The 22,132-nt window shown below is 67.5% G+C and carries 21 protein-coding genes; 9 read left to right on the top strand and 12 right to left on the bottom strand.

Annotated elements, in window-relative coordinates:
- Nucleotides 1–24: 24 nt before the first annotated feature.
- The 7 genes from ACOYR3_RS10570 to ACOYR3_RS10540 all read right to left on the bottom strand — a co-directional run bounded on the left by ACOYR3_RS10570 (nucleotide 25) and on the right by ACOYR3_RS10540 (nucleotide 8,555).
- Nucleotides 25–1,035 (bottom strand): sugar phosphate isomerase/epimerase family protein, encoded by a 1,011-nt coding sequence (locus tag ACOYR3_RS10570; protein ID WP_422846381.1) that lies wholly within the window; start codon nucleotides 1,033–1,035, stop codon nucleotides 25–27.
- Between the two features lie 250 nt (nucleotides 1,036–1,285).
- Nucleotides 1,286–2,269, bottom strand: a complete 984-nt coding sequence (locus ACOYR3_RS10565) for a substrate-binding domain-containing protein (protein ID WP_422846380.1) — start codon at nucleotides 2,267–2,269, stop codon at nucleotides 1,286–1,288.
- 202 nt (nucleotides 2,270–2,471) lie between these two features.
- Nucleotides 2,472–3,533, bottom strand: a complete 1,062-nt coding sequence (locus ACOYR3_RS10560) for an ABC transporter permease (RefSeq protein WP_422846379.1) — start codon at nucleotides 3,531–3,533, stop codon at nucleotides 2,472–2,474.
- Nucleotides 3,514–5,091, bottom strand: coding sequence for a sugar ABC transporter ATP-binding protein (locus ACOYR3_RS10555; RefSeq protein ID WP_422846378.1), 1,578 nt, complete (start codon nucleotides 5,089–5,091; stop codon nucleotides 3,514–3,516). The genes ACOYR3_RS10560 and ACOYR3_RS10555 overlap by 20 nt, the downstream gene beginning before the upstream one ends.
- Entirely contained in the window at nucleotides 5,088–6,326 is a 1,239-nt protein-coding gene (locus ACOYR3_RS10550) for an ROK family transcriptional regulator (protein WP_422846377.1), read from the bottom strand. The genes ACOYR3_RS10555 and ACOYR3_RS10550 overlap by 4 nt, the downstream gene beginning before the upstream one ends.
- Nucleotides 6,327–6,494: 168 nt before the next feature.
- Nucleotides 6,495–7,709 carry a protein kinase domain-containing protein gene (locus ACOYR3_RS10545; RefSeq protein ID WP_422846376.1) on the bottom strand — a complete coding sequence of 405 codons (1,215 nt, stop codon included), beginning with the start codon at nucleotides 7,707–7,709 and terminating at the stop codon, nucleotides 6,495–6,497.
- 120 nt (nucleotides 7,710–7,829) lie between these two features.
- Entirely contained in the window at nucleotides 7,830–8,555 is a 726-nt protein-coding gene (locus tag ACOYR3_RS10540; RefSeq protein WP_422846375.1) for a class I SAM-dependent methyltransferase, read from the bottom strand.
- Nucleotides 8,556–8,810: 255 nt separating this feature from the next.
- Between ACOYR3_RS10540 and ACOYR3_RS10535 the strand changes: the two genes are divergently transcribed.
- From ACOYR3_RS10535 to ACOYR3_RS10515, 5 genes are all read left to right on the top strand, one after another.
- Nucleotides 8,811–9,299 carry an Rrf2 family transcriptional regulator gene (locus ACOYR3_RS10535; RefSeq protein ID WP_422846374.1) on the top strand — a complete coding sequence of 163 codons (489 nt, stop codon included), beginning with the start codon at nucleotides 8,811–8,813 and terminating at the stop codon, nucleotides 9,297–9,299.
- The gene (locus ACOYR3_RS10530) at nucleotides 9,262–10,224 is read left to right on the top strand and encodes an NAD(P)/FAD-dependent oxidoreductase (RefSeq protein WP_422846373.1); all 963 of its coding nucleotides are present in this window, start codon (nucleotides 9,262–9,264) and stop codon (nucleotides 10,222–10,224) included. The genes ACOYR3_RS10535 and ACOYR3_RS10530 overlap by 38 nt, the downstream gene beginning before the upstream one ends.
- A 228-nt stretch (nucleotides 10,225–10,452) precedes the next feature.
- Complete coding sequence (locus ACOYR3_RS10525) at nucleotides 10,453–11,325, top strand: AraC family transcriptional regulator (RefSeq protein ID WP_422846372.1); 873 nt, start codon at nucleotides 10,453–10,455, stop codon at nucleotides 11,323–11,325.
- Complete coding sequence (locus ACOYR3_RS10520; RefSeq protein ID WP_422846371.1) at nucleotides 11,322–12,326, top strand: alpha/beta hydrolase family protein; 1,005 nt, start codon at nucleotides 11,322–11,324, stop codon at nucleotides 12,324–12,326. The genes ACOYR3_RS10525 and ACOYR3_RS10520 overlap by 4 nt, the downstream gene beginning before the upstream one ends.
- A gap of 213 nt (nucleotides 12,327–12,539) precedes the next feature.
- Nucleotides 12,540–13,112 (top strand): AAA family ATPase, encoded by a 573-nt coding sequence (locus tag ACOYR3_RS10515; protein WP_422846370.1) that lies wholly within the window; start codon nucleotides 12,540–12,542, stop codon nucleotides 13,110–13,112.
- A 15-nt stretch (nucleotides 13,113–13,127) separates the two neighbouring features.
- Here the strand turns inward: ACOYR3_RS10515 and ACOYR3_RS10510 are convergent, their stop codons facing one another.
- Complete coding sequence (locus ACOYR3_RS10510; protein ID WP_422846369.1) at nucleotides 13,128–14,081, bottom strand: DMT family transporter; 954 nt, start codon at nucleotides 14,079–14,081, stop codon at nucleotides 13,128–13,130.
- Nucleotides 14,082–14,378: 297 nt separating this feature from the next.
- On the opposite strand from ACOYR3_RS10510, the gene ACOYR3_RS10505 reads away from it, so the two are divergent.
- From ACOYR3_RS10505 to ACOYR3_RS10495, 3 genes are all read left to right on the top strand, one after another.
- Nucleotides 14,379–14,726, top strand: a complete 348-nt coding sequence (locus ACOYR3_RS10505; protein WP_422846368.1) for a putative quinol monooxygenase — start codon at nucleotides 14,379–14,381, stop codon at nucleotides 14,724–14,726.
- A 90-nt stretch (nucleotides 14,727–14,816) separates the two neighbouring features.
- A complete protein-coding gene (locus tag ACOYR3_RS10500) occupies nucleotides 14,817–15,698 on the top strand; it encodes a LysR family transcriptional regulator (RefSeq protein WP_422846367.1) in 882 nt (293 codons plus the stop codon).
- A 157-nt stretch (nucleotides 15,699–15,855) separates the two neighbouring features.
- On the top strand, nucleotides 15,856–17,013 hold the full coding sequence (locus ACOYR3_RS10495) for a zinc-binding dehydrogenase (protein ID WP_422846366.1): 1,158 nt from the start codon (nucleotides 15,856–15,858) through the stop codon (nucleotides 17,011–17,013).
- A 189-nt stretch (nucleotides 17,014–17,202) separates the two neighbouring features.
- On the opposite strand, the gene ACOYR3_RS10490 is transcribed toward ACOYR3_RS10495, so the two are convergent.
- The 3 genes from ACOYR3_RS10490 to ACOYR3_RS10480 are packed head-to-tail and all read right to left on the bottom strand — an operon-like array spanning nucleotide 17,203 to nucleotide 18,600.
- Complete coding sequence (locus ACOYR3_RS10490) at nucleotides 17,203–17,856, bottom strand: DsbA family protein (RefSeq protein ID WP_422846365.1); 654 nt, start codon at nucleotides 17,854–17,856, stop codon at nucleotides 17,203–17,205.
- 3 nt (nucleotides 17,857–17,859) lie between these two features.
- Entirely contained in the window at nucleotides 17,860–18,135 is a 276-nt protein-coding gene (locus ACOYR3_RS10485; RefSeq protein WP_422846364.1) for a hypothetical protein, read from the bottom strand.
- Between the two features lie 18 nt (nucleotides 18,136–18,153).
- Nucleotides 18,154–18,600, bottom strand: coding sequence for a nuclear transport factor 2 family protein (locus ACOYR3_RS10480; protein ID WP_422846363.1), 447 nt, complete (start codon nucleotides 18,598–18,600; stop codon nucleotides 18,154–18,156).
- A 178-nt stretch (nucleotides 18,601–18,778) separates the two neighbouring features.
- On the opposite strand from ACOYR3_RS10480, the gene ACOYR3_RS10475 reads away from it, so the two are divergent.
- Nucleotides 18,779–19,672: a LysR family transcriptional regulator gene (locus tag ACOYR3_RS10475; protein WP_422846362.1), complete on the top strand. Its 894-nt coding sequence runs from the start codon at nucleotides 18,779–18,781 to the stop codon at nucleotides 19,670–19,672.
- A 286-nt stretch (nucleotides 19,673–19,958) separates the two neighbouring features.
- Here ACOYR3_RS10475 and ACOYR3_RS10470 read toward each other — a convergent pair whose 3' ends face one another.
- Nucleotides 19,959–22,082, bottom strand: a complete 2,124-nt coding sequence (locus tag ACOYR3_RS10470) for an alpha/beta hydrolase domain-containing protein (protein ID WP_422846361.1) — start codon at nucleotides 22,080–22,082, stop codon at nucleotides 19,959–19,961.
- Nucleotides 22,083–22,132 lie beyond the last annotated feature (50 nt).

The following is a 22,132-nucleotide window of genomic DNA, read 5'->3' as shown; positions in this document are numbered from 1 at the left end:
GTGGTTGCCGGCTTGAGGGCGTGGCTAGGCCTGCTGGTCACGGGCGAACACAGCGTCAAACGCGCCGGCCGCCGGCTTGAAGTCGAGCCGCTTGCAGAACGCCGCGCTCTCCGTGGCGCCGTGCACACGGTCCATGCGGCTGTCTTCCCACTCCACCGAGAGGGGCCCCTGGTAGCCGATGTCGTTGAGCGCGACGATGACGGATTCGAAGTCGATCATCCCGCGCCCCACGCTGCGAAAGTCCCAGTGGCGCCGCGCGTCGCCAAAGCTGGTGTGCCCGCCAAACACGCCCACCGTGCCGTCGCCCTTGCCCCACCACACGTCCTTCATGTGGGCGTTGTAGATGCGATGGCCGAACTGGCGGATGAACCTGACGTAGTCCACGCCCTGGTAGGCCAGGTGGCTGGGGTCGAAGTTGAAGCCGAAGCGCTGGTGGCCGCCCACCGCCGCAACCGCGCGCTCCGCCGATGCAATGTCGAACGCGATCTCGGTGGGGTGCACTTCCAGCGCAAAGTTGATGCCGTGCTCCTCGAACACATCCAGGATGGGGCCGAAGCGCCGGGCGAAGTCCGCAAAGCCCTTGTCCCAGTATTCCTGCGTGGTGGGCGGGAAGGCATAGATCGAGTGCCACACCGACGAGCCCGTGAAGCCCGTCACCGTCTTCACGCCGAACTTTGCCGCCGCACGCGCCGTGTCGGCCAGCTCGGCCGCGGCGCGCTGGCGCACGCCTTCGGGCTCGCCATCGCCCCACACATGGGGCGGCAGGATAGACTGGTGGCGCTCGTCGATCCGGTCGCACACGGCCTGGCCGACCAGGTGGTTGCCGATGGCAAAGCACGTGAGGCCGTGCTGGGCCAGCAGCGCGTGCTTGTCCTTCACGTACCGGGGCGACGCCAGCGCCTCCTGCACGTTGAAATGGTCGCCCCAGCAGGCCAGCTCCAGGCCGTCATAGCCCATGCTGTGGGCCAGGGGCGCGAGTTCGGCCAGCGGCAGGTCGGCCCACTGGCCGGTGAAGAGGGTGACGGGTCTTGGCATGGGGACTCCAAGGGGCGTAGGTTGCGGGTTGGAAGCGGCCAGAAGCTATATTTTTAATAGCTGCTAGCGCTTTCTGGATAAGCGCCAGAGGCCAATTTGGCTTGAATCGGCACACATCTCAGAGGGCTCCTCACTCCCTCTCCCCTGGTGGGAGAGGGCCGGGGAGAGGGGGCGATTCGGGCGCGGGCAGCACCCTCTCCCCCACCCTCTCCCGCGAGGGGAGAGGGAGTAACCCCAAGCCGCCCCGCTCTTAGAACGGCGAATCGGGGAAGTAGAAGTCCTTCGCGTTGTCCTTGGTGATCAGCACCGACGGAATGATGGTCTTGGCCGGCAGCTTCTCGCCCTTGATGCGCGCCTCGGCCGTGAGCTTGATCGAGTCGTAGATGAACTTGGGGCTGTACGACACGTTGGCCTGGATCAGCGGGTTGCTGCCGTCCATCAGCGTCTTGACCATGCCCTTGGCGCCCGCGCCGCCGAACACCAGCTTGATGTCCTTGCGCTTGGCCTGCTCGATGGCCTTGAGCACGCCCACGGCCATGTCGTCGTCCGCGGCCCACACGGCGTCGATCTGCGGGAAGCGGGTCAGGTAGTCCTGCATCACCTTGAAGGCGTCGTCGCGGTTCCAGTTGGCGTATTTCGCGTCCAGCAGCTTGATGTCGGGGTGGTTCTTCAGCACCGCGTTGAACGCATCCATGCGCTCGTTGTCCAGCGTGGTGGCAATGCCGCGCAGGGCCACCACGTTGCCCTTGCCGTTCAGCGCCTTGGCGATGTACTCGGCGGGGACCCGGCCGAAGGCCGTGTTGTCGCCCGCCACGTACGCGTCCTGCGCGCTGGTGTCCGTGAGGCCGCGGTCCACCACCGTCACGTACACGCCCTTGGCCTTGACCTGCGCCACGGGCTTGGTCAGCGCGGCGGATTCAAACGGGAAGATGACCAGCGCGTTGATCTTGTTCACCGTCACCAAATCCTGCAGCTGGTTGGCCTGCTCGGGTGCGCCGCCTGCCGTCTTCACGATGACCTGCAGGCCGGGGTGGGCCTTCTCCAGGTCCTTCTTGGCCTGGTTGGCCCAGTACACGATGCCGCCCGTAAAGCCGTGCGTGGCCGAGGGAATGGCCACACCCACCACCGTCTTGTTGGCCTGCGCCATGGCCGGGCCGGCCAGCGCCAGCGCGGCGGCGCCCACGGCCGACAGGGCCAGGCGGCGGGTGAAAGAAGAAAGTTGGCTGCTGTTCATGCGTTGTCTCCTGTTGCTTTGGAATATGGCCAGGGAAGCTGGCCGGCTGGGAACACCTCGAAAAACAAGTGCGCGCAAAGAGTGGCTGGAAAACTCAGCGAAGCGGTCCTGGCTAGGCGCTGTGTCGCAGACAGTGCGACTGACACGGCGATATACAAGCGCAGACAGCAACAACGCCAGGAGAGTTGTTCCGGCCACTCCGTCACCTGCGGCCGCGCTGCATGAACGCCACGGCGATGATCACGAAGCCCTGCACCGCCGCATTCAGGTACACGCTGATGATGCTGGTGAGGTTGAGGATGTTGCTGATGACCGACAGCAGGATCGCGCCCACCACCGTGCCGGTGATGCTGCCCGCCCCGCCCTTCAAGACCGTGCCGCCCACGATGACAGCAGCAATCGCCTCCAACTCCCACAGCAAACCCGTGGTGGGCGATGCAGAGCCCAGGCGCGGCACGTACAGCAGCGTGGCAATGCCCACGCACACGCCCAGCAGCATGTACGTGAGGATCTTGATCTTGTGCACATCCACCGCCGCGTACTGCGCCACCTGCTCGTTGGAGCCGATGGCCTGCACATAGCGGCCATAGGCCGTGCGGTTCAGGATGACGCCGCCCACCACCGCCACCAGCAGAAAGACCCACACCGGAATCGGCACGCCCAGCAGGTTGGCGTAATACACCGGGCTGTAGAGGTCCGACAGGTCGTTCTCCAACGTGATCGCGCCGCCGTTGGAGAAGTACGTGAGGTACGCGCGGAAGATGCCCAGCGTGCCCAGCGTGACGATGAAAGGCTCGATGCGCCCCTTGGTGATGAGCAGCCCATGCACCAGCCCGAACACCGCGCCCAACACCACCGCCAGCAGCATGCCCACCACCACGGCCGCCAGGGGCGAGCCCAGCACGGGCGCCATGGCGTTCATGAACAGGATGACCGAGCCCGCAATCAGCGCCGCCATCGACCCCACCGACAAATCGATGCCGCCCGAGATGATGACAAAGCACATGCCCACCGCGATGATGCCGATGAAGGCCGTGCGCGTGAGCACGTTCATCACGTTGTCGTACGTGGCGAAGTTGCTATTGAGCAGCGTGCCCGCAATGCACAGCAGCACCAGGCCGATGACCGGGCCCAGGCCGTGCAGCTTGCCCCACCAGGCGCTGACGCCGGTGGCGGCCGCAGCGCTGGCGGCAGCATGGCGGCCGCCGCCTGCCTGCGGGGCTGCGGCGTTTTCGGCCGGTACGTTAACGGGTGCCTGTGGCATGGGCGATCAACTCCTCTTCGGTCAAATGCGGCGCTTGCAGCGTGGTCTGCAGCCGCCCGGCGCGCATCACCGCCACGCGGTGGCACAGGCCGATCAGCTCCATCAGTTCGGACGAAATCACCACCACCGCAAGCCCCTGCGCTGCCAGGCGCTGCACCAGGTGATAAATCTCGCGCTTGGCGCCCACGTCCACGCCGCGCGTGGGCTCGTCCAGCACCACCACGCTGGGGCCGGGGTGCAGCACCTTGGCCAGCGCCAGCTTTTGCTGGTTGCCACCCGACAGCGACGACGCGCGCACGTCCAGCGAGCCGGTGCGGATGCCGAACTCCTGCACCGCACCACGCAGCGCGGCCTGCTCGGCCGCCGGGTCGAGCCAGGGCTTGGCATAGCGCTCCAGCGCCATCAGGGTCAGGTTGGGCCGCAGGCCAAAGTGCACATGCAGGCCCTTGCCTTTGCGGTCTTCGCTCAGATAGGTCAGGCCGTGGCGCGCCGCATCGCGCGGGCTTTTGAGTTGCACGGGCTGGCCTGCAATCTCCACCGTGCCCGCTGTGCGCGGGCGCAGGCCCAGCAAGCCTTCAAACAGCTCCGTGCGCCCGGCACCCACCAGCCCGGCAAAGCCCAGAATCTCGCCGCGCCGCACCTCAAAACCAATGTCCTCGGCCCACCCCGGCACCGTGAGGCCTCGCACCTGGATGGCCGGTGCGCCACCCTCCGGCGCAGGCAGCTTGGGCGGGAACAAGTCCGACAGCTCGCGCCCCACCATCAGGTTGGCCATCTGCCGCCGCGTCACGCTGGCCGTGGGCTCGCGCGCCACCAGCAGGCCGTCGCGCATCACCACCACCTCGTCGGTGGTGCGCTCCACCTCGTCGAGTTTGTGCGATATGTAGATGATGGTCACGCCCGCGGCCTTCAGCCCGGCCATCAGCGCAAACAGGCGCTCCGTCTCGCCGGGGGTCAGCGTGGCGGTGGGCTCGTCCATGATGAGCAGGCGCGCATTGCGGGCCAGCGCACGGGCAATCTCCACCAGCTGCTTTTCAGCCACGATGAGCTTGCGAACGCGCGTGTCGGGGTCCAGCGGCAGGCCCACTTTGGCAAGCGCCTCGCGCGTCTTTTCGCGCATCGCCTTGTCGTCGAGAAACCATGGCCCCCACGGTCGCGCACTGCGTGTCGCTCCCTGCCCCCCAAGGGGGCCGCTTTCTGCCTTGGGGCGGCCCGGCGGCAGAAAAAGCCCGCGCTTGATCTCGTGCCCCAGAAAGATGTTCTGCGCAATCGTCAGGTCGTCCGCCAGGTTGAACTCCTGGTGGATCAGCACAATGCCCTGCGCCTCGGCCGCGCGCGATCCGCCACCCGGCGCACGCACGCCACCGTCCACCACCACCTCGCCGGTGGTCGGGCTCTCGTACCCCGCCAGAATCTTCATCAGCGTGGACTTGCCCGCGCCGTTCTCGCCCAGCAGGCCATAGACGCGGCCCGGCTGCAGTGCAAAGCTCACGCCGTGCAGCACGCGCACGGGGCCAAACGCCTTGGTCACATTGCGGAACTCGACGGCCACGCTCATCGCGCTGTCCCTACGCTAGCGCCCGTACCCGCCACCGAGCCCGCACGCGACAGGCTCTCCTGCATCGCCAACACACCCGCGCCCACCACACCCGCATCGTCGGCCAGCGGCGCGTATTGAATCTCCAGATGCCGCGTAGACAGCGCCAACGACCGGTGGTACACGCTCTGCCGCACCGACGCCAGGAACAGCGGCCCCATGTCCGTCACCCGCCCCGCAATGAACACATGCGAGGGGTTGAAGAAGTTGACGATGGACGCCAGCATCTGCCCCACCAGGCTCCCCGCGCGCTGGATGATCGCGTTGGCCGCCACATCGCCCGCACGGCTGGCCTGGGCCACGTCCTCAATGGTCAGCGTGCCGGTGCTTTGCAGCCGCTCCGCCAGCAGCGCGCTTTCGCCGCGCTGCGCGGCCTCAGTGGCCATGCGCGCCATGGCGGGCGCTGCGGCCATCGCCTCCACACAGCCCTGGTTGCCGCAGTGGCAGCGCCGGCCGTGCTGGTCCACACAGATGTGGCCCACATCGCCCGCCGAGCCATTGGCGCCCCGGTACACCTGCCCGTGGCACACGATGCCGCAGCCAATGCCCGTGCCCACCTTGATCACCAGGAAGTTGGGCAGATTGCGCTGAAGCCGGTACATCTCGCCCAGCGCCATCAGGTTCACGTCGTTGTCCACAAACACCGGCGCGGCAAACGCCTCGCGCAGGTAGTCGCGGATGGAAAAGCCGTCCCAATCGGGCATCAGCGGCGGGTTGACGAGCTGCCCGCTTTCAAAATCCACCGGCCCCGGCACGCCCATGCCAATGGCAATCACCTGGTTCGGCGCCAGCCCGCAGCGCGCCAACAACTCGCGCATCAGCCCCCGCACCCGCGCCAGGATCACGCCCGGCCCTTGGCGCACATCAATGGGCTCGCGGTGCCGCGCCAGCACCGTCATGTCGGGCCGCATCACCGCTATCTGCATGCTCGTGGCGCCCAAGTCAGCGCCAATCACCACGCCCAGGGTTTCGCTCAAACGCAGGGTTTCGGCCCGCCGGCCGCCAGAGGATTCCTGCAGGCCCACCTCGTCGAGCAGGCCTTCGTCCAGCAGCGCCGCCACCATGGCGTTGGCCTTGCTCTTGGAATAAGCCAGGCGCTGCGCCAGCGCATTGCGCGACGCGCCCGCGGACCAGAAGATGGTCTGCAAGACGCTCAGGTCTTCGGCGCCGCAGTGACTCCAGCGGGTGGATGGCAAGGCTTGTCTCCTGTCGTTTTCATACGCAGCACCTCATGGGGGTGGGTGTTTGACAGGGATGCTATGCGGTCAGCTTTGGCCGGGCAAGACTGAACTTCGACCCAACTTAGGTTCAACTAGGCAAAGTTGAGTCCCGCCAGCGCAGATGAATGAAACGCGGGGAAACCTCTAGAAAGGGATGTCATCTTCCATGTCATCAAAGTTGGAGGACTTCGCGGGAAGTGTTCTGCGCGATCTATCTTTGCACTTAGAACAGCCCGCAATTCCCTTTGAATCCATGTACTCACGCTTTAACCAAGATCCGCACAACTTGCACTCTGGAACGGAATAAATCTCAGCGCCACAGCCTCCACAGAAGGGGGTTTCGGTCACTGACGATCCGCAGTTACTGCACATGTAGACCAAAGGTTTTCCGCAGCTTGTGCAGAACGAACCCGTAGCGTCAGGTACGACTCGAGGCCCCCGGTAGTAACCCTGCGACGACCAGTTTGCATCTGCGCACTTATGGTTTGTGCAAAGTGCCAATGCGGGCGCGAGCGAAGGGATAGATAAACGGTGCTGTCTACCGACAGCGCGGATAAAGTCATCGGCGGTTTGATGACGTTCTGCTGGATTGGCGGCACAGGCTTTCTCAATGGCGTCCACAAGGTCCCTTGGAAACGCTGAAAGAGTACGGGCAAGATTGGTAACTTCAGCTCTACCAGTAAGCATCTCGATCAACATGACACCAACGCCGTAGAGGTCACTTCGACTGTCGATTGACCCGGCATCAATCATTTGCTCAGGCGACGCATACGGAGGCGAGCCCAGCATTTCGCCCTTAGTGGTAGCGCGAGTGACGCCGACTTGATATTCGAAGCTGACACCGATGGAAAAGTCGATAAGAAAGCAACGCTGCCTCGAATCCATCATGATGTTGGAGGGTTTAACGTCACGGTGAACGATCTGATGTGCATGAGCACAACTAAGAGCTTCGAGAATCTGCGTGCTGACATCAATAGCCAAGTTTGGCTCCAACGTCTTCTTCTCGCGCAGAATTTCTTGAATAGTGTTCCCGTGGACGTACTCCATGACGAAGTAAGGCGTCTCTCCAAACTGCGTATCGACAATGCCCTCTGTCAGCACGTAAGGGATATTCGGATGCTGAAATCTCGCGAGGAGCTTAGCTTCCCGGACGAAACGCTTGCGCATTGCGGGTTCGGTGCGCACAAATGCGCTGTCAAAAAACTTTACGGCAACACGCCTGTTCAAACTTCGCTGCTCCGCTACGTAGACGCTTCCACTGAGTCCATGCCCAAGAGTTTCAATTAAATGAAATCCTTGTTTAGCTAGGTGCTTCACATACTCATCTGGCACCGGCGCGGGGTTCTTCCGAGAGGTCAAGGTTTGGTCTTCCTGAGGAGGCATTCAATTTGAGAATTGTGGCGCCTAGTTTGAAGCAAGGACAACACAAAGTGACCTCAGCGGCATCCCGTGGTAGCTGCCCGTGTCAGTCGCTCATTGTTAGGCTCGCGCTACCCACCCGCGAAACGCAAACCCCATGTAGAACATGCGCACATCGCTGAACCCAGCCTCGCGCAGAATCGCCTCGTCTTCCTCCGGCGTCAGCACCGTCAGCTCTGCAGCCACCTTGTCCCGCGCCTTGGCCGCATGCTCTGGCGCCACGCCGGACGCCACCTGAAACGCGGCATAGCGCGACAGCCACCGATCGCGCTCCCCTGCCCCGCCCTCGCCACCGGGGCCTGCACCATCCGCCACGCTCAGATGCGCTACCACCAGCGGTGCCCCGGGCTTCAAACGCCGCCGAATCTCCGCCAGCATGGGCACCCGCTCCTCGCGCGGCACAAAGTGAAAAGTCAGCAGGCACGTCGCGCCATCAAACGGCCCGGCCGGTGCGCTTTGCACGTAGCCGTGGTGCAGCGCCACGCGGTTGCCTGATATGCCCGCGCTTTGCAGCCGCTGCGCCGCCAGGTCCAGCATGGGCTGGCTGGGGTCCACGCCGTCAAAGCGCCAGCCGGGGTGCGCCAGCGCCATGTCTTCCAGTTCCAGCCCGCCGCCTGCGCCCACCACCAGCACGCGGCCGTGGGCGGGCACGCGCTCGGCCAGCAGGATGCGGGACATGCGCAGCAGGCCGTCGAAGCCGGGCACGTTGCGGCGGGGGCCTTCGGCGTAGCGGGCGATGGCGGCGGGGTCGGTGAAGTGGGATGCGGCGGTGGTGCTTTGGGTCATGGCTGTGCGGGGTGGTCGCGCTGGGTACGGCGTTTTACGGTGGGCTTTGCGAACGGGTTGGCCAGGTCAGCGCAGGGTTTCGACAGGCTCAACCCGAACGGTTGGGAGTGGGCGAAGGGTCGCCAAAACTCCAAGCCAAATTGGCCTCTAGCTCTTATCCAGCAAGCGCAAGCAGCTATCAATTCAGTAGTTCCGCATTTCCCTGGCAGCACGGTTGTGAGACCCATGCTACCATCACGCAACTTTTAATGTTTCATGAAAAGAGATAGCCGACTTTCTAACGTTCTCCACGCGCTGCTGCACATGGCAGAGATGGAGGGGCCCGCCACGTCGGAGGCGATGGCTCAGGCCATGCAGACCAACCCGGTGGTGGTGCGCCGCCTGATGGCGGGGCTGCGGTATGCGGGCTTTGTCACATCGGCCAAGGGGCATGGCGGGGGGTGGGTGCTGTCGTGCCCGCTCACCGAGATCACGCTGCGCGACATTTACGAGGCACTGGGCGCGCCCACGCTGCTGGCGGTGGGCAACAGGGTAGAGAGCCCCGGCTGCATCGTCGAACAAGCGGTGAACCGCGCGCTGACTGGCGCCTACCAGGCGGCCGAAGAGGCGCTGCTGGCGCGGCTGGGCGAGGTGACGCTGGCGCAGTTGTCGGCCGAGTTTCATGAACGCAGGGTGGCCGGGTGCCACGGACACAAGGAGATGGAGCATGGCGACAGCAGCAGTGACAACCACCCAGGCGTTTGATGTGATCGTGGTGGGCGGCAGCTTTGCCGGCCTGTCGGCCGCGATGCAGCTGGCGCGCGCCCGGCGGCGGGTGTGCGTGGTGGACGCAGGCCAGCCGCGCAACCGGTTTGCGGCGGCGTCGCACGGCTTCTTTGGGCAAGACGGCGCGCCGCCGCTGGCGATGATCGAGCAGGCACGGCGCAAGCTGGCGGCCTACCCCACGGTGACACTGAGGCAGGGCTCGGTGGTGTCTGCCACGCCGCAGCACATTGCGGGGTCACCCGAGAACGGGTTTGAAGTGGTGCTGGACGATGGCGCCACCATGGAGGCCCACAAGCTGGTGCTGGCGTTTGGCGTGCAAGACGGTTTGCCCGAGATTGCGGGCCTGCGCGAGCGCTGGGGCGCCTCTGTTTTGCACTGCCCGTATTGCCATGGCTGCGAATTTGCGGGCCAGCGGCTGGGCGTGCTGTACCACTCGGCAGGCTCAGCCCTGCACGCGCAGCTGATTGCCGACTGGGGCCCGACCACCCTCTTCCTGAACGGCGACACCACGCTGGAGACCGCCGAGCGCGAGCGGCTGCAGGCGCTGGGCATTGCCATCGAGCCCGCGCCCATCGCCGCGCTGGAAGGCCCGGGCCAGGCACTGCAGGGCGTGCGGCTGCAAGCCAGTGGCGGCGGCGGTGCCCGCCTGGTGCCGCTGGCTGCGCTGTATGTGGCCGCCACCACCCGCCCCGCCAGCCCGCTGGCCGAGCAGCTGGGCTGCGCGTTGGACGAAGGCCCTATGGGCCCGTACCTCCGCACCGACGCAAACACCCGAATGACCACCGTGCCCGGCGTGTATGCCGCAGGCGACCTGACGCTGATGCGGCACAACGCCACGCTGGCGTCGGCCGAAGGCGTGCTGGCGGGCGTGGGGGCGCACCAGGCGCTGGTGTTTGGGCAGTAGGCTCCGCAGGGTAGCAGCCGGCTGCCGAGGCCCTCGCCCTGGTATTCGAATGTTCCGGCCTGGAAAGACCGTTCGGGCTGAGCTTGGCGAAGCCTTGCGCAGCGCTTCGCCAGGCTCAGCGTGAACGGTTCAGGGGATGGATACCGAGCCAACCATCGCCGCTCGCAGACTTCAAAGTAGCAAGATCGGCTAAGTACCCGCGCGCAAGCTGCGGCACACTCTGCGGCCATGACGAGCCTGGACCCGCGCGCAGAACAGAACTACCGCGACCGCGTGGCCCGCGTGGTCGCCCACATCGTGGCGCACCCGCTGGCAGCGCACCGGCTGGAGGACCTGGCCGCCATTGCCCACTTCTCCCCTTTCCACTTCCACCGCGTCTATAGCAGCATCGCGGGCGAAACCGTGGCCGCCACGGTGCGCCGCGTGCGCCTGGCCTTGGCCACGCGGTTGCTGGAGCAAGGCGGGCAAAGCATCACGCAGGTGGCGCTGGAGGTGGGCTACGACAGCCCGCAGGCCTTCACCCGCGCGTTCAGCCAGTTCACAGGGCAGTCGCCACGCGCCTTTCAGCGCGACATGCACCGCGTGGCGTTGGATGCGCACGCCGGGCCAGCCGACAGCGGCAGTGCCTATGCCCCAACAGCGCTGGCGGTGCAGCTGGTGGAGCGGCCGGCGCAGCATGTGCAGGCGCTGCGCCACACGGGTCCGCCCGCCACCATCCCCCACACGCAGCGGCGGCTGTACCTGCAATGCGGCGCCCGCGCCACCGAACGGCTAGGTGCCTCGTACGGCGACCCGGACGACCCCGCGGGTTTTCGCTATTACGCGGCAGCGGTGGTCGATGGCGGCGGCGCCCTGGGTGGCGGACTGGAGACGCTGCACATTCCCGCCGGGCTGTACGCCCGCCACACACTGGCGGGGCCCTATGCGCGCATCAACGCAGCACTCACGGCACTGCACACGCGCTGGCTGCCTGCCAGTGGCTACGAGCCGGACGACCGGCCCGTGCTGGAGCACTACCTGAACTCGCCCCGCGATGCGGCGCCGCAGGCGCTGCGCACCGACCTGCTCATTCCCGTCCGCCCCGCGGGCCGCACAGCATGATGATTTTTTGCACGACGCCGGACTGGCGCCACCTCCTTTGCAGGCTTGTGCTGGCCGCCTGCTGCCTGGCGGGCACTACGGCCCACGCGACGGGCGTCAGCTTCATCAACGTGCCGGCAGGCCCGGACGGGCCCGCGCTGCGCGGCGCCGTGTGGTCGCCCTGCAGGGCCGCGGCAGAGCGGCTGGTGCTGGCGCCGCTGGTCATCGAGGGCACGCGCGACTGCCCCGTGGACGGCACGCAGCTGCCGCTGGTGCTGGTGTCGCATGGCTCGGGCGGCTCGGCCCTGGGCCATCACGACACGGCGGCGGCACTGGCCGATGCGGGCTATGTGGTGGCGGCCATCAACCATCCTGGCGACAGCTTCCAGGATGCAAGCCGCCAAGGCCACCTCTCGGCCTTTGCCACGCGGCCGGTGGACATGAAGCGGCTGGCGGACTACATGCTGGGCACCTGGCCCCAGCGTGCGCAGCTGGACGCGGGCAAGGTGGGCTTTTTTGGCTATTCGCGCGGCGGCTACACGGGCCTGGTGGCCCTGGGCGCGGTGCCGGACTGGACACTGCGACCAGACCTGTGTCCACCCCTCTCCACGCGGCCCTTGTGCGGGGAGATCCGGCGCAACGAAATCCCTGCCACGCCTGCGCCCGACCCGCGCATCCGGGCGGCGGTCATCGTGGACCCGTTGAGCGTGTTCGACGCCAAGGGGCTAGGGAAAGTCAGCACGCCCGTGCAGCTGTGGGCCTCGGAGCTGGGTGGAGACGGCGTGACGCTGCCAAGCGTGCAGGCCGCGCGCGACGGCCTGCCGCAGCCGCCCGAATGGCATGTGGCAGCGGGCGCGGGGCACTTTGCCTTTCTGGCGCCCTGCTCACCGGCCTTGGCCGATGCTGCGCCCGATATCTGCCGCGACGCCCCGGGCTTCGACCGGGTGGCGTTTCACCAGACGTTCAATGCACACGTGGTGGCGTTCTTTCTGCGGCACATCCCGGCACCCAAAGCGCCCTGAGCGCAGGCCGGCATACGCCGCAATCCGCAACGTATGACCCGCGGGTTGACGCAGCCCGCACCGCGCACCTACACTGCCTCATCGCGTTCGACCCTTTGGGTCGGAGCGAACCGCAAAGCCCTCCGCCACCGTCGAGGGCTTTTTTTCGTCCGTCGCATGGAAAGCTCTCTCTGCTAGCAGGGAGGGCTTTTTGCATTTTGGGAGCCCTTTCGCATGCACACCGCTTCAGACCGCGCAACCCCCGCAGCCATGGCCCGCACGGGCCCTCGCATCCACCTGGTCATCGGGCCCGTGGGCGCGGGCAAGTCCACCTTTGTCCGCCAACTGGTGCAGCAGCACAGTGCCGTTCCACTGAACCTGGACGACTGGATGGCCACGCTGTTCTCGCCTGACCGGCCGGACGTGCCTGCCGCCGAGCTGATGGCTTGGTACGTCGCGCGCACCCAGCGCTGCCTCTCGCAGATCTGGAAGACCGCCGAAGCCGTTCTGCGCGCTGGCACCCAGGTGGTGCTGGAGATCGGCCTCATTCAGCAGCGGGAGCGGGACGCGTTCTACAACCGCATGGGGCCTTGGGCCGATGCCATGACGGTATACGTTCTGGACGCCCCGCGCGAGCTGCGCCGTGAGCGTGTGAACCAGCGCAATACCGAGAAGGGTGAGACGTTTTCGATGGTCGTCCCGCCCCACATTTTTGAACTGGCCAGCGACCTGTGGCAACCACCGGACCCGGCAGAGTGCGACGCACGCACAGTGGTGTTCGTGCCACCGGCACATCCGCCGCAGTGACGGAGACGGCGCAGATCACCCGGTGCGGGCAGCTGCCTTGGCCGGCCGCCGCAGCGTCCACAGCGCTGCCGCCATCAACGCCACACCCGCCAGCTGCACGGCGCTGAGCGTGCGGCCGTACACGGCCCAGTCCACCAGCACGGCGGTGAGCGGGTACACAAACTGCAGCACCGCTATGCGCCCCAGCCCCAGGCGCGCCATGCCCGCGAACAGCACCACGTACGCCAGCCCCGTGTGCAGCACCCCCAGGCCCAGCAGCCAGCCCCAGGCGGCGCCCAGCGGCGGCCAGCCGAGCACCCAGGGCGCCCACGCCAGCGCCACCGTGCCCACCAGGCATTGCCACATGGCCATGGCATAGGGGCTGATGGCCTTTTGCGTGTTGGCCAGCAGCGTGACGCCCGCGTAGCACAGCGACCCGCCCAGGCACAGCAACACGCCGGCCACGTAGTCCCCTCCGTGGCTTGCGCCAGCTGCCGCACCGTCGACCAGCCCGGTGGTCAGCACCAAGCCACCCAGCGCGGCCAGTGTGGCCAGCCACTGCGCGGGCGCGACGGCCTCGCGCAAAAACAGCGCGCCGATCACGATGACCCAGATGGGCTGGATGTGGAAGACCACCGTGGCCACGGCAATCGACGTGCGGGGAATGGCGGCAAAGAACATGGCCCAGTTCATGACCATGAGCACCCCGGTGGCGCAAGCCACCCAGCGGGCGCGCCCTTGCAAGAGCAGTTCACGCCCGCGCCCGGTGGCCAGGCACCACGCCAGCAGCGCCAGCGCGCCAAACGCGCAGCGGAACCACACGGTGACCAGCGGGTGCTGGCCCGCCTCTTCCACAAACACGCCAATGGTGCCCAGCAGCACGCCCCCGGCAATGAGGAGCCACTGGCCGTCGCGCTCGCGCACGGGCGCTGGCAGCGGTGCGGCGGCGAGGGGCTGGGGCGTGGCTGCGCTGGCTTGGGATGAGTTCATGGGGTCGATGTTCGCGGTTTGTCGCAGCCGTGTAAAACGGATAAAACAAACAGATACCATTCGATAATCGAATTTTTGGCGACCTGGCCCCCACCGCCGGCAGGAAAGGACGCCGCCGCGTCTCGGCCGACGCTGTGGCGGCATGGCACAGGCGCTGATACCCCCCGAACAATCCGCTTGACCTCAATCGCACTTGAGCTTCTAGACTCCGCGGCACCGCCCCTTCGAGTCCGTTGGCAACCTTGCGAGAGCCGCCAACGGGCTCCTGGGATCTGTTCACCCCCTGAGGACTCCTGCATGTCAAACACACCCGCCCAAGACCACCCCGCCACCACCCCGCTCTATCGCGTCGACAAGTTCGCCGTGCCGGCCCACGCGGTGGACGCGCTCGTTGCCCAGATGAAGCACCTGCAAGCCACGCTGCAGGCCCAGCCGGGTTGCCTCCAAGCCATGGTGCTGACCCAGCGGGGCGGGCCGGGCCGGTTCAACGTGCTGACCTGGGTGGAATGGACAGACCAGGCCTCGGTGGACCAGGCCGCAGCCGCCATGCAGCGCCAGTTTGCGGCCGAGGGTTTTGACCCCAAGGCCTTCTTGCAGCGGCTGGGGGCAGAGGCGGATCTGGGCCTGTACCACGCAGCGGCGTAGCCGGCCCGGCCGCGCGCCCGCGGTTTCGGGCGCGGCGGGCCGGCGCTGAAAATCCCCCCTGCCCTCGCTCCCTTTTCCCTCGTTGCGCCCATGAACTACCCCGATTTTCAAATCGACTGGCTGCGCGCCTTTGTGGCCGTGGTGGATGCGGGCTCGCTCTCGGGCGCGGCGCCGCTGGTGCACCGCTCGCAGTCGGCCGTGAGCATGCAGATCAAGAAGCTGGAGACGGCGCTGGGCCGCCCCGTGCTGCTGCGCGGGCCGCGCCACCTGGAGGTGACGCCCGCCGGGGCCGAGCTGCTGTCGTACGCGCGCCGCGTGCTGGACCTGCAGGCCGAGGCGCACGCGGCGCTGTTTGGCCCGCAGCTGGCGGGCCGGGTGCGGCTGGGGGTGCCGGACGACTACGCCAGCGCCTACCTCACGCCGGTGCTGCGCAGCTTTGCGCACCGGTACCAGGGGGTGGAGATCGAGCTGACGTGCGAGCAGTCCACCTCGCTGATTCCGCGCCTGGCGCGGGGCGAGCTGGACCTGGCCCTGATCTCGCAGGACAAGCCGCAGCGCGGGCGCTTTCTGTTTGACGAGCCGCTGGTGTGGGTGGGCTCACCGCAGTTCGAGGTGTGGCGGCGCGACCCGCTGCCGATTGCGGTGTACGAATCCGCCAGCATGGCGCGGCGGGCCACCCTGGCCGCGCTGGGCACGCGGCGGCGCGGCTACCACCTCGTGTACCACAGTCCCAGCCTGGCGGGCCAGCTGGCCGCCGTGGAAAGCGGCCTGGCCGTGGCCGTGCTCACGCGCTGCAGCGTTCCGGCGCATTTGCAGATCCTGCAGAACCTGCCGGCGGAGTTTGAACTGCCGCCACTCGACGCCATGCAGGTGGCGGTGCTGCGCAGCAAGGTGTCGCAGCGCTCGCCCGCGGTGGATGCGATGTACGAGCAGATGGTCCGGACGCTGGGCGGACTGGGCGCGCGCAGCTGAGCCTGCCTTGCGCTGCGCGCCGCCGCCCTGCCCAGCACGGCGCAAGGCCACCCAGAACCGCCCAGAACCGCCAGAGACCCCCTCAAGCCACCTGTGCGACCGTGGCGATGGAGCGCACCGGTTCTAATGGGCGGGCTTGTTTCAACGGATGCAAACCATGACCTCCAGCCCGACCATCGCCAACATCCCTTCCGCCGCGCTGCAGTTGCGCTCCCTCGTCACTGCGGACGGCACCTTGCAGATCAGCCTGGAGCCCACGCCCGTGCCCACGCCAGGGCCCGACGAGGTGCTGATCCAGGTGCAGGCCACGCCCATCAACCCGTCGGACATCGGCCTGCTGCTGGGCCCGGCCGATCTGTCCACGGTGCAGGTCACCGGCACCGCCGAGCGGCCGGTGGCCACGGCCCGCATCCCCGAGCGCGCGATGCCCGGCTTGGCCGCGCGCATCGGGCAGAGCATGCCGGTGGGCAACGAGGGCGCAGGCCTGGTGGTGGCGGCTGGCACTTCGCCCGCCGCGCAGGCGCTGCTGGGGCGCACGGTGGCGGTGATTGGCGGCGCCATGTACGCGCAGTACCGCGCCCTGCCTGCGGCGCAGTGCCTGCCGCTGCCGCAGGGCACCACGGCGGCCGAAGGCGCGTCGTGCTTCGTCAACCCGCTGACGGCGCTGAGCATGGTGGAGGCGATGAAGCGCGAAGGCCACACCGCGCTGGTGCACACCGCCGCGGCCAGCAACCTGGGCCAGATGCTGCTCAAGATTTGCCAGAAGGACGGCATCGGCCTCGTCAACATCGTGCGCAAGCCGGAGCAGGCGGCGCTTCTGCGCGCGCTGGGCGCCCAGTACGTGTGTGACAGCAGTGCGCCCTCGTTCATGGCCGACCTGACCGACGCGCTGGCCGCCACGGGCGCCACCATTGCGTTTGATGCCACGGGTGGCGGCACGCTGGCGGGGCAGATCCTGCAGTGCATGGAAGCCGCCATCAACCGCAAGGCCCCGGAATACAGCCGCTACGGATCGGCTGTGCACAAGCAGGTGTACTTGTACGGCCACCTGGACACGCGGCCCACCGAAGTCCACCGCACCTTTGGCATGGCCTGGGGCATGGGCGGATGGCTGCTGTTCCCGTTCCTGCAGAAGATTGGCGAAGAGGCCACCCAGGCGCTGCGCCAGCGCGTGGCGGCCGAGCTGAAGACCACGTTCGCCAGCCACTATGCGCGCACGGTATCGCTGGCGGGGGCGTTGAGCGCCGAGGCCATCGCCTTCTACGGCCCGCGCAACACCGGGGCCAAGGTGCTGATTGATCCGTCGATGGCGTGAGCAAGAGGCCGCTCAAGCAAGGCTGCTGCAGGCCTGGCCGCGCTTCGACAAGCTCAGCGTGAACGGGTTGGGTGACCCTACCTTCAATCCCACGGAACCGTTCGGGCTGAGCCTGTCGAAGCCTTACACCGCTCTTCGACAAACTCAGCGTGAACGGATTGGTGATGTTGGAAAGCGATCAGGCTGCATTCAAGCCGCAGCCGCCGCGCGCACCAGCGCCACCAGTTGCTCACGCGGCCCCAGCAGGGCATCGCCGCCCAGCAGGCGCAGCGCCCCGCCCTGGGCCGTCACCACCAGCTGCGGCACGCCGCGTGCGCCCACGGCGCGCAGGGTGGCCTGGGCCTGCGCCACGCGCTCGGCGGTGCGGCTGCGCAGCGTGGGGTCGGGGGCCACCACCCGGGCTGCGGCATCCGCCAGGCCCAACGCACGCAGCACCTCGGCAATCACCGCAGGGGCGGCGTTGTCGCGGCCGTCCACATAGCGGGCCTGCTGCAGGGCGTGCAGCGCCTCCAGCTCGCGTGCAGGGTCGGCCTGCGCCACGGCCGTGAGGGCGAGCGTGGCAGGGCCGGAGTCAAAGCGGCCGCCCTCGGCGCCCAGGATGCGGTCGCGGTAGGCCTGGGTGAAGGGCTGGCCGGTGAGCTGCTGGATGCGCTGGTCATTGGCCCAGGCGTAGGCGGCGAACTGCGCGTCCATGGGGCGCGCACCGGCACCGGCGAACAGGCCGGTGGGGGCCAGCACCACCCGGAGGCCGTCCACACCCTGCAGGTACTTCAGCGCGGGCGCGGCGGCGTAGCACCAGCCGCACAGGGGGTCGAACAGATAGGTGACGGTGGTGGTGGACATGGGTCAGGGTCTTTCTTTTTCAGGGTCGGGGAAAGCGGCAGCCGCCAGTGCGGCTTCAAAAGCGGCAATTTCTTCGACCAGCGTGCCGCGACTGCGGAAGTGGCGGGCGGCGCGGTCGTACCAGTTTTCGGCATCCTCCAAATCGCCTTCTTGCAAATGGAGGATGCCGTGCAGCCAGGCGCCCAGCAGGGAGCCGTCGTGCTGCACCAGATCGTGCGCCGCGTTCCAGCGCCCGGCGTGCAGGTGCTGCAGTACGGTGTGCAATGAGCTCGCGGACATGACCGGCGGCTCCTGCGTTCAACGGGCGGGCTGGGTGAACATGGGGTTGCCGCTGGCGGTCGGGGTGACCTCTTCCTGCAGCACGTCCCAGTGCTCGACGATCTTGCCGCCGGACAGGCGGAAGATGTCCACCCCCACCATGGGCCTGGGGCCCATGCCGGAGTAGCGGCCATGCACCATGACCAGGTCGCCTTCGGCCACCGCCATGCCGGGCTCGTACTGGAAGCCGGGCGGCAGGCTCTGGATCCACCCGCGCAGCACCTCGGCCCCATTGGGCACGGCGGGGTTGTGCTGGATGTAGCCGGGCGACCAGTACTTGTCGATGACCGAGGCGTCACGCGTGATGAACAGGCCTTTCATGCCGGCCACCACGATGTCTTTGTTGGTGGTCTGGGCAACGGCACTGGCGCAGGCAAAGGCTGACACGAGCGATGCGGCAACGAACACGGTCTTGAGGGGCTTCATGGGGACTCCTTGGGTTAGCGGGAGGGCGTGGCGGCGGCGCTCCGCGTGGTGCGGGCCACGGCATCTTTTCCAGAGCGGCTTGGAGCAGCCCGATTGCGCACGAAGGGCAGTTTATTTGCACCATTCGATCCAATAAACGCCTTAAACTGCGCATATTTGTTGCACTAATAGAGCAAATATGGACCGTCTGACGGCCATGCGCGTGTTTGTGGAAGTGGCCACCAGCGGCAGCTTCAGCGCCACGGCCGAGCGGCTGGAGATGTCGCGCGCCATGGTCACGCGCTATGTGGGCGAAATGGAGCAGTGGCTGCAGGCGCGCCTGTTGCAGCGCACCACCCGCAGCGTGACGCTGACGGACGCCGGCGAGCACGCGCTGCGCCGCTGCCAGCAGATGCTGGCGCTGTCGCAGGACCTGGAGGAAGAAACCGCGCACACCGCCGAGGGCGCGCTGCGCGGGCAACTGCGCGTCACCTGCAGCGTGTCGTTCGCGTTCGCGCAGATGGGGGCGGCGATCGCGGACTTTCTGGCGCTGCACCCGCAGCTCAAGATCGACCTGGACGCGAGCGAGGGGTCCTTGAACCTGGTGGAACGGCGCATTGACCTGGCCATCCGCATCAGCGCCGAGCCCGACCCGCTGCTCGTTGGCCGGCCGCTGGCGCGCTGCGACTCGGCCCTGGTCGCCGCGCCCGCCTACCTGGCCGCGCACGGCGTACCCCAGCAGCCGGCCGACCTGGCACAGCACCGCTGCCTGCGCTACGCCAACTTTGGCAAGAGCGTGTGGGAGCTGGCCCGCGGTGGCGTGACGGAGCGCGTGGGGGTCTCAGGGCACTTCAGCGCCAACGAGGCCACCACACTCATGCGCGCGGCGCTGGCGGGCGGCGGCATTGCGATGCAGCCGACCTACCTGGCGAACCCCCTGCTGCGCACCGGCGAGCTCCAGGCCGTGCTGCCGGACTGGAGCCTGCCGGTGATGACCATCCACGCGCTGTACCCGTCGCGCAGGCACCTGTCGCCGGCGGTGCGGGCGTTGCTGGATTTTCTGGTGGCGCGGTTTGCGGGCGCGCCGTGGTAGGGGCGAAGGGCGGCAGGCAAATGCTCCATTTTTGATAGCTTCCTGCGCTTGCTGATCAAGCACTGCGAGCTGTTTTTGCTTCAAGTTCCCGCCAACGCCCCGCCATGCGGCTGTCTGGCCCCCTCTCCCCTCGCGGGAGAGGGTTGGGGAGAGGGGGGGCTGGCCATAGGCGCAGTGCTTGGTCACCCCCCTCTCCCCGGCCCTCTCCCGCGAGGGGAGAGGGAGTGAAAGCCGGGGGATTGTCCCGCGGCCCCCGGCCGGCCGCCCCGCCCCGCCCCTCACGACCTCACGGCAGTACAGCCGCTGCCTTGGCCCGCGCGATCTGCAGGTCCGCGTCACGCGGCAGCAGCAGGCGCTGGGCCACCAGTTCCTCGGCGGCCTGGGTTACGGCAGCCACGTAGCCCTCTTGCGTGCCATACAGCTCCTCCAGCGAAGGCCGCGCATCGCCCGCCGCCAGCCGCGCGGCGCGCGTCTTGTGGAAGGGGATGAAGCTGCCCGTGAGATTGGCCAGGTCGGTGATGCCGGGCGTGGCCACGTAGTTGAACTCGATGCTGGTGCCCAGCGGTGCACGCGCTTCCACGCTGCGGATGCCTGCGCGGGTGAGGCCTGTGGAGGCGTCGACCTGCGGCACGAGGATGGCGTAGTCGCGGCCCAGGTTGCGCGGGGGCAGCACGGTGGCGATGCCTGCTTCGTCCTGCGGGATGTACTGCGGGCCAAAGTCGAACAACGGGAAGTTGTTGTACAGGCCCCGGTAGCTGAAGTCCGGGATGGGCGTCTGCACGCCGCCCACCGCCCAGGTCAGCCCCTTCATGGCGGGAAAGCTCAGCGCCTCGGGCCGCACCAGCGTTCCGTCCGCCAGCTTGGGCACCTGGCTGGCTGGCGGCAGCGTGCCGCGCACCACCCAGTCTTCCAGGTTCAGGAACAGCGCGCGGAAGGTGTCGTTGAACTGCACCACCGTGCCCGTGGGGTACGTGGCGCGCGTGGGCGCATAGGCAATGCTGGCCGTGCCCCCTGCCCCGCCGTGCTGGGTGCTGGCGTAGTAGTAGATGCGTGCGTTGTCGGGCTGGGCCAGGTCCTTGGTGCCCTTGGCGTCGGTCAGCACGGGCGAGCCCTGCAGCTGCCAGAACTCGGTGCCCGAGAGGCCCAGGAAGAACTTCGGGCAGGTGTTGGTGGCGGTGCAGCGCTTCATCACGCCGCCCTGGCGGCCGCTGATGTCGTCCATGTAGTCCTTGTCCAGCCCGCGCGGTGCCGTCTGGCCGAAGGCGGTGTGGTCGGTGCGCAGGCCACCGCCACCACCGGGCACGGCAAAGCGGGTGTTGATGTGGGTCTGGCGTGCCGCCACGTGGGCGTACATGCCGTCAAACACCTTGCCGCCATCCAGCGCCTGGTTGAAGCCCAGGTGCAAAAAGGTCTTCATGGCGTTGCCCGACTGCGAGGTGCCCTGCCCCAGCGTGTGCGTGATGCGCCCGGCCACGGGGTTCGGCGTGCCGTTCGAATCGGCCGCCTTGCTGCGGAAGAAGCTCACCGTGTCGCGCAGCGCGGCCAGGCCCACGCCCATCACCTTGGGGTCCTTGGCCACGTAGACCAGCTCGTACAGGTAGGCCGGGTCGAACCCGCCCTTCAGGCACACGCTGGTGGGGCTGGGCGTGCCGGGGAAGGCGTTGGTGCCCGTATCGCAGGTGGCAAATTTCCAGTCGCTCGCGGGCACAGGCACGCGCGCATCCGTCTCGTTGGCACGGCGGGTGAGCGAGTAGCCGGGCTGGGTGTTGTCCAGGCTCGCGGGCTCGTACGGAATCATGGTGCCGTTGAACACGCCGCCGGGCAGCGTCATTGCAGGGCTGGCGGCCGTGGGCACCAGCTCGGCACGGTAGGGGCCGGTGATGCTGCTGCCGTCCTTGTTCTTCGCCACCGGCACCGTCACCGTCAGGCGCGCGGCGGTGCTCTTGGGCACGTCGCCCTGCCAGGCGGAATACAGCAGCACGTAGCCGCGCTCCAGGTACACGGCATCGCTGGGCGTGGCGGTGGGGTTGAGCAAGGTCAGGATGTTGCCCCGGTTGGGTGCGTCGTAGCGCAGCACCCCACTCGCTTTCGCCATGTTCTTGGGCTTGAGCATGACGAAGTCGGCCTGGTACTCGACCATGCCGTTGGCGTTGGTGGGCGCCAGGGCCAGGTCCTGGATGATGGCGTTCTTGGGGTCCTTGGGGTCCACTTCGCCGCTCACGGTGCCGGTCACGCGCTCGTACTCGCCCACGTCGCCGTAGGTGCCGGGGAAGGCTTCCGTGGCGGTGATCTGGAGCTTGAGGGCCGGGCCCTTGGGCGCGTCGTCGCTGCTGCTGCCGCCACAAGCGGCCAGGGCGGCCGCCGCGGCGGCCGTGAGGGCGAGTTTGCCGAATGCACGAAGGGGTTGCATGGTGTCTCCTGTCCTGGGATGGATGGGGGGTGGCGGCCGCTGAAGCGGCT

This window comes from Acidovorax sp. M2(2025) (assembly GCF_049330835.1).
Lineage (GTDB): Bacteria > Pseudomonadota > Gammaproteobacteria > Burkholderiales > Burkholderiaceae_C > Acidovorax.
This window is presented reverse-complemented; position numbering and strand designations above follow the sequence as displayed.

What these genes read in the sequence shown, in the direction of transcription:
- ACOYR3_RS10560 (WP_422846379.1), bottom strand. Translation starts at nt 3,533, where the DNA reads ATGCCACAGGCACCCGTTAACGTACCGGCCGAAAACGCCGCAGCCCCG.
- ACOYR3_RS10540 (WP_422846375.1), bottom strand. Translation starts at nt 8,555, where the DNA reads ATGACCCAAAGCACCACCGCCGCATCCCACTTCACCGACCCCGCCGCC.
- ACOYR3_RS10475 (WP_422846362.1), top strand. Translation starts at nt 18,779, where the DNA reads ATGGACCGTCTGACGGCCATGCGCGTGTTTGTGGAAGTGGCCACCAGC.
- ACOYR3_RS10555 (WP_422846378.1), bottom strand. Translation starts at nt 5,091, where the DNA reads ATGAGCGTGGCCGTCGAGTTCCGCAATGTGACCAAGGCGTTTGGCCCC.
- ACOYR3_RS10570 (WP_422846381.1), bottom strand. Translation starts at nt 1,035, where the DNA reads ATGCCAAGACCCGTCACCCTCTTCACCGGCCAGTGGGCCGACCTGCCG.
- ACOYR3_RS10500 (WP_422846367.1), top strand. Translation starts at nt 14,817, where the DNA reads ATGAACTACCCCGATTTTCAAATCGACTGGCTGCGCGCCTTTGTGGCC.
- ACOYR3_RS10510 (WP_422846369.1), bottom strand. Translation starts at nt 14,081, where the DNA reads ATGAACTCATCCCAAGCCAGCGCAGCCACGCCCCAGCCCCTCGCCGCC.
- ACOYR3_RS10530 (WP_422846373.1), top strand. Translation starts at nt 9,262, where the DNA reads ATGGCGACAGCAGCAGTGACAACCACCCAGGCGTTTGATGTGATCGTG.
- ACOYR3_RS10535 (WP_422846374.1), top strand. Translation starts at nt 8,811, where the DNA reads ATGAAAAGAGATAGCCGACTTTCTAACGTTCTCCACGCGCTGCTGCAC.
- ACOYR3_RS10485 (WP_422846364.1), bottom strand. Translation starts at nt 18,135, where the DNA reads ATGTCCGCGAGCTCATTGCACACCGTACTGCAGCACCTGCACGCCGGG.
- ACOYR3_RS10495 (WP_422846366.1), top strand. Translation starts at nt 15,856, where the DNA reads ATGACCTCCAGCCCGACCATCGCCAACATCCCTTCCGCCGCGCTGCAG.
- ACOYR3_RS10480 (WP_422846363.1), bottom strand. Translation starts at nt 18,600, where the DNA reads ATGAAGCCCCTCAAGACCGTGTTCGTTGCCGCATCGCTCGTGTCAGCC.
- ACOYR3_RS10490 (WP_422846365.1), bottom strand. Translation starts at nt 17,856, where the DNA reads ATGTCCACCACCACCGTCACCTATCTGTTCGACCCCCTGTGCGGCTGG.
- ACOYR3_RS10515 (WP_422846370.1), top strand. Translation starts at nt 12,540, where the DNA reads ATGCACACCGCTTCAGACCGCGCAACCCCCGCAGCCATGGCCCGCACG.
- ACOYR3_RS10565 (WP_422846380.1), bottom strand. Translation starts at nt 2,269, where the DNA reads ATGAACAGCAGCCAACTTTCTTCTTTCACCCGCCGCCTGGCCCTGTCG.
- ACOYR3_RS10520 (WP_422846371.1), top strand. Translation starts at nt 11,322, where the DNA reads ATGATGATTTTTTGCACGACGCCGGACTGGCGCCACCTCCTTTGCAGG.
- ACOYR3_RS10470 (WP_422846361.1), bottom strand. Translation starts at nt 22,082, where the DNA reads ATGCAACCCCTTCGTGCATTCGGCAAACTCGCCCTCACGGCCGCCGCG.
- ACOYR3_RS10505 (WP_422846368.1), top strand. Translation starts at nt 14,379, where the DNA reads ATGTCAAACACACCCGCCCAAGACCACCCCGCCACCACCCCGCTCTAT.
- ACOYR3_RS10525 (WP_422846372.1), top strand. Translation starts at nt 10,453, where the DNA reads ATGACGAGCCTGGACCCGCGCGCAGAACAGAACTACCGCGACCGCGTG.